The organism is Anaerophilus nitritigenes, assembly GCF_004138215.1.
In the GTDB taxonomy this organism is placed as follows: Bacteria; Bacillota; Clostridia; order Peptostreptococcales; family Thermotaleaceae; genus Anaerophilus; species Anaerophilus nitritogenes.
The window spans coordinates 36832-44457 of record NZ_RYYS01000092.1 but is presented as its reverse complement, the minus strand read 5'-3'; the positions used below and the strand labels follow the sequence as shown (position 1 = coordinate 44457).

General features: G+C 28.7%; 10 protein-coding genes and 1 riboswitch. Of the genes, 1 reads left to right on the top strand and 9 read right to left on the bottom strand.

What is annotated here, in order from left to right; all coding sequences use genetic code 11:
• Positions 1–214: 214 nt before the first annotated feature.
• The 8 genes from EK368_RS13170 to EK368_RS13135 form a co-directional block, all read right to left on the bottom strand.
• Positions 215–457, bottom strand: coding sequence for a BhlA/UviB family holin-like peptide (locus EK368_RS13170; RefSeq protein ID WP_129600438.1), 243 nt, complete (start codon positions 455–457; stop codon positions 215–217).
• Positions 433–990: an RNA polymerase sigma factor gene (locus tag EK368_RS13165; protein ID WP_165000454.1), complete on the bottom strand. Its 558-nt coding sequence runs from the start codon at positions 988–990 to the stop codon at positions 433–435. Before EK368_RS13165 ends, EK368_RS13170 begins: the two co-directional genes overlap by 25 nt.
• A gap of 489 nt (positions 991–1479) precedes the next feature.
• Complete coding sequence (locus EK368_RS13160) at positions 1480–2262, bottom strand: sirohydrochlorin cobaltochelatase (protein ID WP_341472801.1); 783 nt, start codon at positions 2260–2262, stop codon at positions 1480–1482.
• 20 nt (positions 2263–2282) lie between these two features.
• Entirely contained in the window at positions 2283–2996 is a 714-nt protein-coding gene (locus EK368_RS13155) for an energy-coupling factor ABC transporter ATP-binding protein (protein ID WP_129600432.1), read from the bottom strand.
• A 2-nt stretch (positions 2997–2998) separates the two neighbouring features.
• Entirely contained in the window at positions 2999–3598 is a 600-nt protein-coding gene (gene cbiQ, locus EK368_RS13150) for a cobalt ECF transporter T component CbiQ (RefSeq protein ID WP_129600430.1), read from the bottom strand.
• Entirely contained in the window at positions 3598–4242 is a 645-nt protein-coding gene (gene cbiM, locus EK368_RS13145; protein WP_129600428.1) for a cobalt transporter CbiM, read from the bottom strand. Before cbiM ends, cbiQ begins: the two co-directional genes overlap by 1 nt.
• Positions 4242–4679 carry a carboxypeptidase regulatory-like domain-containing protein gene (locus EK368_RS13140; RefSeq protein WP_129600426.1) on the bottom strand — a complete coding sequence of 146 codons (438 nt, stop codon included), beginning with the start codon at positions 4677–4679 and terminating at the stop codon, positions 4242–4244. Before EK368_RS13140 ends, cbiM begins: the two co-directional genes overlap by 1 nt.
• 14 nt (positions 4680–4693) lie before the next feature.
• The gene (locus EK368_RS13135) at positions 4694–5482 is read right to left on the bottom strand and encodes a DUF4382 domain-containing protein (RefSeq protein WP_129600424.1); all 789 of its coding nucleotides are present in this window, start codon (positions 5480–5482) and stop codon (positions 4694–4696) included.
• Between the two features lie 187 nt (positions 5483–5669).
• Positions 5670–5844, bottom strand: a riboswitch (cobalamin riboswitch).
• A gap of 276 nt (positions 5845–6120) precedes the next feature.
• Here EK368_RS13135 and EK368_RS13130 point away from each other — a divergent pair.
• Positions 6121–6819: a cobalt-factor II C(20)-methyltransferase gene (locus tag EK368_RS13130; RefSeq protein WP_129600423.1), complete on the top strand. Its 699-nt coding sequence runs from the start codon at positions 6121–6123 to the stop codon at positions 6817–6819.
• A 36-nt stretch (positions 6820–6855) separates the two neighbouring features.
• On the opposite strand, the gene EK368_RS13125 is transcribed toward EK368_RS13130, so the two are convergent.
• Complete coding sequence (locus EK368_RS13125) at positions 6856–7623, bottom strand: enoyl-ACP reductase FabI (protein ID WP_129600421.1); 768 nt, start codon at positions 7621–7623, stop codon at positions 6856–6858.
• Positions 7624–7626 lie beyond the last annotated feature (3 nt).

The window sequence follows — 7626 nt, the reverse complement described above, 5'->3', positions numbered from 1 at the left end:
TCCTAATCTTGTTAAATCTTGTTGTAGCTTCTTAACATCTTCCCCTTTATCTCCTCGTCTTAACATTTTATAGCCTCCTTTTTATAAATTATGAATATATTAAATTACTATTTTATTTAAAAGCTTTAACCGGTTAGTTGCTTTATATATATTAAAGACAACTTTTATAGTAAAATTGTAAACCACTATTTTAAAAATTTTAAAATTAAAAAAACTAAAAATTTAAATCTTTCTTTTTAAATACATATTCTTTTATATCTTCAACATCCTTTTTTACATCTTCAACCACGTTTAATTTATCTGTTAAATTTGATATAATTTCTTGATACTTTTTTTCTCTTTCTTCTTGACGAACATCTCTTTTTTCTTGATTTTTTAATATATAAAAAACAAGAGCCACGCTGAGTAAAGTCCATACTCCTTGTGTAGCTGCTAATTCAAATATTTTTTCTTCCAAGTTTTTTCCTCCTTATTAATTTGTAAATTTTTCCTCAAATTATGCAGTCCTCTATTTTTGGCTCTGTTTACAGCTTGTCTTGAAATTCCTAGTAAACTTGAAATTTCTTGATCAGAAAATTCTTGTATAAATTTTCTTTTTATTACTTCTCTTTGTAGTGATGGTAATGAGTCCATCAAAGTAGATATAAAAATCATATTATCAAGATCATCTCCTACATCATCTGTAATATCTACTTCTAAAGAAGCATATTTAGGTTTTTGTAGTATGTTTTTTTTAAACAAATTTACAGATCTATTTTTTAAAAATCTGTATATATAATTGACAATAGCACCATCATTTTGCATATGTAATTTATCTAATTTTATATCTTGAATCATCTCTAATAATGCGATTATTAAATCTGTTTCTGCTTCTTCATAATTCAAATCTCTACTTAATTTTTTTATAAGCAGATTAAACTTTAAATAGATACTTATAGTGGCCTCTTCATCTCCAATATGTGCTTGTTGTAGCATCTCATATAATTCCATATTATTTCCCCCTTCTGCCATGAACTTAGATAGCTATCTACTAAATAAAGACAAGTTAAAGATGAAATTTGTAAACGGGTATTTTTTAGCTTGTTTTGTAGTATATTGACATTTTTATTAAATACCTTATATTTTACAAGTGAGAAATACTATGCAAATTTGCTACTCTGTTTATAATTTTTTAAAATAAAACATGAAGATTTTGGTACAAACCGTTTTAAAATAAGATTCTCATAAAAATTAAAAACTTAATTTTGTATTAAAGAAGTTATTAAATAATTTGAAAAGATTTTATTGTATAAACTTTTTAATAAAACTCTAAAGAATAGAGGTTATATTTGTATATAATTATAGGACACTAAAGACAGCTATCATAAGATACCCGCCTTTAGTGTCCTGTCAGTAATAAAATTCTATCAAGTACACAATTCCCTATTAAATAATAAAAAACAACAAGCAAAGAAACATCTATTTGCTTGTTGTTTTTTATTATTTTTCCATTATATCTTTTATATGTTGAACATAAATATCTTGATATTTTGAATTTTCTCCTAATCCATGAAGATAGGTATTTACAGTAAATCCTTCTTTCTCAAGAATTGTTTTCCAAGAATCATCTTCATCCCCTGCCATATCGTTTTGAGCATGATCTCCTGCTACTAACATATATGGCATTAATGTAACTTCTTTGATATTATCATCTTTGAGTTTTTCAAGCACATGATCTAATGTTGGATACCCTTCTACAACACCTATATAAACAGGTAATTTTTCATCCTGTAATACAAGTTGAAGATTTGAATAGCTAGAATTTGCTGGATGATTTGGACTTCCATGACCCATAAGTACTACAGCTTGTGTGTCTTTCATTTGTGGAAGTTGTTTTTTTAAAGCTTCTACCGCTATATTATAATCTTGTGAATAATACAACAGAGGTTTTCCCAGTTCTAATTTGTCAAATGTTTCATCTTTAAATTTAGACACTTCCTCTACAATATCATTAAATTCTTCTCCTGCAATAACATGTAAAGGTTGTACGATAACTTCTGTAAATCCATCTTTTTTCATTTTTTCAAGCCCTTGAGCTAAAGTATCTACTTCTATGTTATCTCTTTGTTTTAATTTTTTTATAATAAAATTAGAAGTAAAAGCTCTTCTTACTTCATAATCTGGAAAAGACTTTTGAATTTTTTGTTCTACCGCATCTATTGTTACTTTTCTTGTATCTTCATAACTTGTTCCAAAGCTTGTAACTAAAATTCCTTTTGTCAATGAAATTCCTCCTTCTATTCTTATCTTAAAGAATAAGGCACTTCTAATCCATGTTCTTCCATTAATTGAGCATTCGAAAGAATTTCTTTAGGATGTCCATCTCCTTGAATTTTTCCATGATCAAATACAATAACTCTATCACAACTTTCAAGAATAAATTCTAGATCATGAGATGCTATAATTCTAGCATCTTCTGTAGACGTTTTTAAAAAATCAATCAACAATCTTCTATGACGCATATCAAGATTAGAAGTAGGTTCATCATATATGACAAAAGAAGATTTCATAGCTAAAATTCCTGCAATAGCTACTAATCTTTTTTCTCCTCCGGATAATTGGTGTGGTACTCTATCTTTTAATTTTTCTATATGAAGAATCTTTAATGCATCTTCTACTCTTTTTTCTATGTCATCATGAGATAATCCCATATTCGTAGGTCCAAAAGCAATATCATCCCATACCGATGGATGAATCAATTGATCGTCTGGATTTTGAAAAATCATACCTAATTTGGGGTAAAATTTTCCTGCTATAACCTTTTTATCATATAGAAAAATTTCTCCCTTTTTAGGTTTATAAATACCACTCATCAAATAAAAAAGAGTTGTTTTTCCTGCTCCATTAGGTCCTATTAGCCCTAATTTTTCATTAGAAGATATTTTTAAAGATATATTTTCTATTATATATTTTTTCTCATATCCAAAGGAAACATCTTTCATGTTAAGAACTGTCATATTTACCTCCCATAACCTCTGATATGCATTGCATCATATACTCTTTGTGCCTGTTCATAACTTCTTACAAAAGTAGATCCTAAAAGACTACTCATAGTTTTTATGTCTTTAAAGCTTCTTTTCATTCCTCTCATATACATAGCTCTGTGCATAGTTTCCATCTGTCTTCCTAACTCAAATATATATCGGTAGGTAAATAAAAACAAATCTGTTAATATAGATGGCATTCCCATCATTCTCATAATTTTGATTACATCCACATAAGAAGTAGTATGAAAAAAAAGAATACTCATACTAAAAATACATAAAAATCTACTTGTAAATAACAAAGAATGTTCTAATCCTTGGTAAGTGATATTAAAATAGGTAGATTGTATGAGTAGATCTCCATTTGTAAAAAACAAATAGATTATATTCATCATCCCTACAAAAATGAAGGGGATTTTTATCCTTTTTAAAAAAACTTTAAAAGGAACCTTGAAAACAATCCATGTAATCAAGGTAATCCCAATCATAAAAGGAATCCACTTCATTTTTTGTATAGATGCAAAACTAAATATCATAATTAAAAATCCTAAAAATTTATACTTGATTCTCTTCATTATTTATGATCCTCTAAAATTTCTGGTTTTACTTTTTTAAGGTAAGTTACAATCCATGCAGTAAATATACCTTCTAATAGTACAAGAGGCATATGTGCTAAAAATGATCCATATACAGCCATTCTTTCTGCTACTACATCTACGTCTTTAGGAATAAATCCTAATATGATTAAACAAAATATAATTACAGCTTGTAAAGTTCCAAATGCTCCTATAAAAAAACTTAATACTGTATTTTTTGTTTTACTATCATTCATAGAGTGGCATAATTTTTTATAAATTATACTTGATACAATAGCAGGAATTCCTAATATGATCGTATTGATTCCTATTGTCGTCAATCCTCCATGACCAAATAATGCAGCTTGAAAAAATAATGATACAATAACCGATAAAAAAGCATAATCTCCTACAAGAATACCTAAAGTACCTGTAAGCATCAAATGGACACTAGTAGGTGGTATTGGAATATTAATTAAAGAACCTACAAAAAATGCTGCTGTTACAATAGATACCTTTGGAATTTGCTTTTTAGGATCTTCTTTTTCTTTAATTTTTTTTATAGTGTATGCAGCAATTCCTCCTGTTGCAGCATAAGCTCCTACACATGCATATAGAGGAAGCATCCCATCAGGTATATGCATTATTGATTCCTCCTTGAAAAATAAAGTGCAGTTCCAATCATTCCCCATACTACGCATCCTGCCATAATCCATTTTTGTACTGGAGAATACCCTGATTGAACTGGTGCACTCTCCTCTGCTCCTACTGGAATATGAAGCATTCCTCCATGTCCTGATTGTCTAATTTGTACCATCCAATCTCCTTCTTTAGAAGAATCTGGTGTAAATACATATTTTCCATTTTCATCACAAGTATCTTTTTTCCATGGTTTTTTAGCATCATCAGGTGCATAGATAATAATCTGTGCATTTTTCATTACCATTCCATCTTCATATTTTGCATCAATTGTATAAGATGAATCTTTTGTATAAGTAATGTCTACTCCATGTGCAAAAGTTGGACTGGTATATAAAATCATCATCATCAAGATTAAACCTAGTTGATATATTTTTTTCATTTTGTCACCTCTATTTATATTTCTTCTGTATATGCATGTCCTTCTCCTACATGTCCAACATGTGGAATACTATCTACTAATGTTTTGAATTCTTCTTTTGTTAATCCTTCTTGTAAAGCTTTCATATCTACTTTAATCATATTATCTTTTTCTAATTTTACTAAAGGTTCAAATCCTAAAACGCCTTCTTCATCTGGTCTTTTAATACTTCCAAATAAGTGATCTAAATGATAAGTCATTTGAAGATCTGCATCTCCTTCATCTAAGATACCTTTTCTTTCATCACCTAAGTATTCTCCTGCATAATACATATTTTCTTTATCTAATGCAATTTCAAAGTTTACTTCTTTTCCATCTTTTTTAGCTTTTCCTATAAATGTAAGTGCTGCTCCCTTATTTACACCTTCTGTTGCTTTTATTACTTTCCATGACATAGCATTATATTGACCATAAGGTGCTTTTACTTGACCAATTTCAGGATTTTCTTGTGCTAAGTCTACAGTTTTTTCACCTTCTAAAACAGCACTAGCTTCTCCTTTGATTGCTTCTTGAGTTTCTGCATCATAATCTGTATCTAATTGATAAGCTTTAATATCAGAAACAGTAAGATAAATATGATCAAACTCTAAATCCCATCCATCTTTTGTTGTAAATCCTTCTGTAGCTGCTTCTTCTCCACTTGCAACAAATGTTAAGTTTCCTTCTTGTGCTTGTTCTTTTACTTGTGTTTCTGTTTTTACTTCCTGTCCACAACCTGTCATCATTAAAGCTGCAATACAAATCACACTAAATATTTTTTTCATTTTTTATTCCTCCCTTTATATTGTGTATTACATTTAAAATTATTTCAATACCCCCACTCAAAATATAAAATTTTCCTCCTTTCACACATTATTACAAAAAAAAAGAGCCCTTAGAGGTTCTTTTTTAAAATATACATAAAAATAGCATAGCTATTTAAATATGAATACCTTACTTTCCCTCCGAAAGTTAAATAGGATATATTAGGCAGGTCTCCTGGCTTAGCTTCATTTTACTCCTTATCCTTCCCAGTTGTACCAGTGGATTTTTAAAGTTTCATCAGCTTTACAGTAGCGGGGGCTGCAGTGGATTTTACCACTTTCCCTTTTGATTCTTTTAAGAAACCTAATATAAATTTATTTAATTTTGATCATCTAAATTATACATAATCCGTTATACTATGTCAATTAAATTTGTCTTTTCTAACTCATTTTTATTAAATTTAAATTAAGTTTCTTTAAATTTTTATAATCTTATATTGATTAATTAATTGTATTCTGTTAGAGTTATAATGAATTTTTATTAAGTTTCTTTATGTTTTATGGTATTTTATTCTCTAGGTATTTATATAAGTTTTGCAAAAATTTATCAACAATAGAAAGGAGGTAATACAAATACTTAAATAGTATTTGTAGATAATATGGCAAAATTTTATGGAATTGGTACAGGTCCTGGAGACAGCACCTTAGTTACCATCAAGGCAGTAAAAACTATTGAAAAATTAGACATTTTAGTTACACCAGAACCTAAACAGGGAGGAGATAGTTTTGCTCTATCCATTGTAAAGGAATATATTCTTCCTCATACTGAAATTCGCCAAAGACATTTTCCTATGAATTTCAATAATGAGGAAAAAAATACAGCTTGGCAAAAAATTGCTGATGAAATTGAATTAGAAGTAAAAAATGGAAAAAATGTAGGATTTATCACGTTAGGTGATCCTATGCTTTATAGTACCTATGTATATATTTTAAATCTTTTAAAACAAAAAATAGAAATAGAAACAATTCCTGGAATTAGTGCTTTTTCCAACATTGCATCTAGTAAAAATTTTCCACTTGTAATGGACAAAGAAGCATTAGTAGTGCTTCCATGTACTGCTGATGAAGAAAAAATAGACTTTACACTACAACATTACAATTCTATTGTACTCATGAAAGTGTATAAAAACTTTAAAGAAATTATTGAAAAACTTAAAAAATATAACTTAATTCAATATGCAATTTTAGTAAGCAATTCTTCTTTAGACAAAGAAGTAGTATTTACAAATTTGGAAAATATTACACAAGATCAAATTTCTTATTTTTCTACTATATTGATCAATAAAGAAAATTATTAAAAAATTCACATGTTCTTATAGGAACATGTGAACTTTTTAATAGCCTAATATATTATAGCCTCCATCTACATGAATAACTTCTCCTGTGATTCCACTACTTAAATGACTTGCTAAAAATACAGCTGTATTGGCTACTTCTTCTGTTGTAACCAATCTCTTCACAGGTACCTTTTCTTCAAATTCTTTTAACATCATATTAAAATCTCTTATTCCTTTTGCTGCTAATGTTTTAATGGGCCCTGCTGAAATACCATTGACTCTTATATTATACATTCCTAAATCTGCTGCTAAATATTTTATACTGGCATCTAATGAAGCTTTTGCAACTCCCATTACATTGTAATTTTTTACAACTCTCTCTCCTCCTAGATATGTAAGAGCCATAATACTTCCACCCTCATGCATCAATGGCTTTGCATATCTAGATATTGCCACTAAGGAGTATGTACTTATATCTTGTGCTATTTTGTATCCTTCTCTTGAAGTATCTATATACATTCCTTCTAATTCTTCTTTTTTCGCATGAGCAATAGAATGGACAACACCATGCAACACTTTCCATTTACTTTTTAATGTATGAAAAGTGTTCTCAATTTCTTCATCCTTGGTCACATCACAAGGAAGAAGACAAACATCCATGTTTTCTGTTAATCTCTTTATTTTATCTAATACTTTCTCTCCCTGATAAGTAATACAAATGTTTGCTCCTGATTCATAAAATGTTTTAGCAATAGCCCATGCAATACTTCTTTGATTGGCAACTCCCATAATAATAATGTTTTTATCTTTTAATAATTGATACATTCG

Excerpts from the sequence above, each read along its gene's own strand:
- EK368_RS13165 (WP_165000454.1), bottom strand. The coding sequence starts at position 990 with ATGGAATTATATGAGATGCTACAACAAGCACATATTGGAGATGAAGAG.
- EK368_RS13155 (WP_129600432.1), bottom strand. The coding sequence starts at position 2,996 with ATGACAGTTCTTAACATGAAAGATGTTTCCTTTGGATATGAGAAAAAA.
- cbiQ (WP_129600430.1), bottom strand. The coding sequence starts at position 3,598 with ATGAAGAGAATCAAGTATAAATTTTTAGGATTTTTAATTATGATATTT.
- cbiM (WP_129600428.1), bottom strand. The coding sequence starts at position 4,242 with ATGCATATACCTGATGGGATGCTTCCTCTATATGCATGTGTAGGAGCT.
- EK368_RS13140 (WP_129600426.1), bottom strand. The coding sequence starts at position 4,679 with ATGAAAAAAATATATCAACTAGGTTTAATCTTGATGATGATGATTTTA.
- EK368_RS13135 (WP_129600424.1), bottom strand. The coding sequence starts at position 5,482 with ATGAAAAAAATATTTAGTGTGATTTGTATTGCAGCTTTAATGATGACA.
- EK368_RS13130 (WP_129600423.1), top strand. The coding sequence starts at position 6,121 with ATGGCAAAATTTTATGGAATTGGTACAGGTCCTGGAGACAGCACCTTA.
- EK368_RS13125 (WP_129600421.1), bottom strand. The coding sequence starts at position 7,623 with ATGTATCAATTATTAAAAGATAAAAACATTATTATTATGGGAGTTGCC.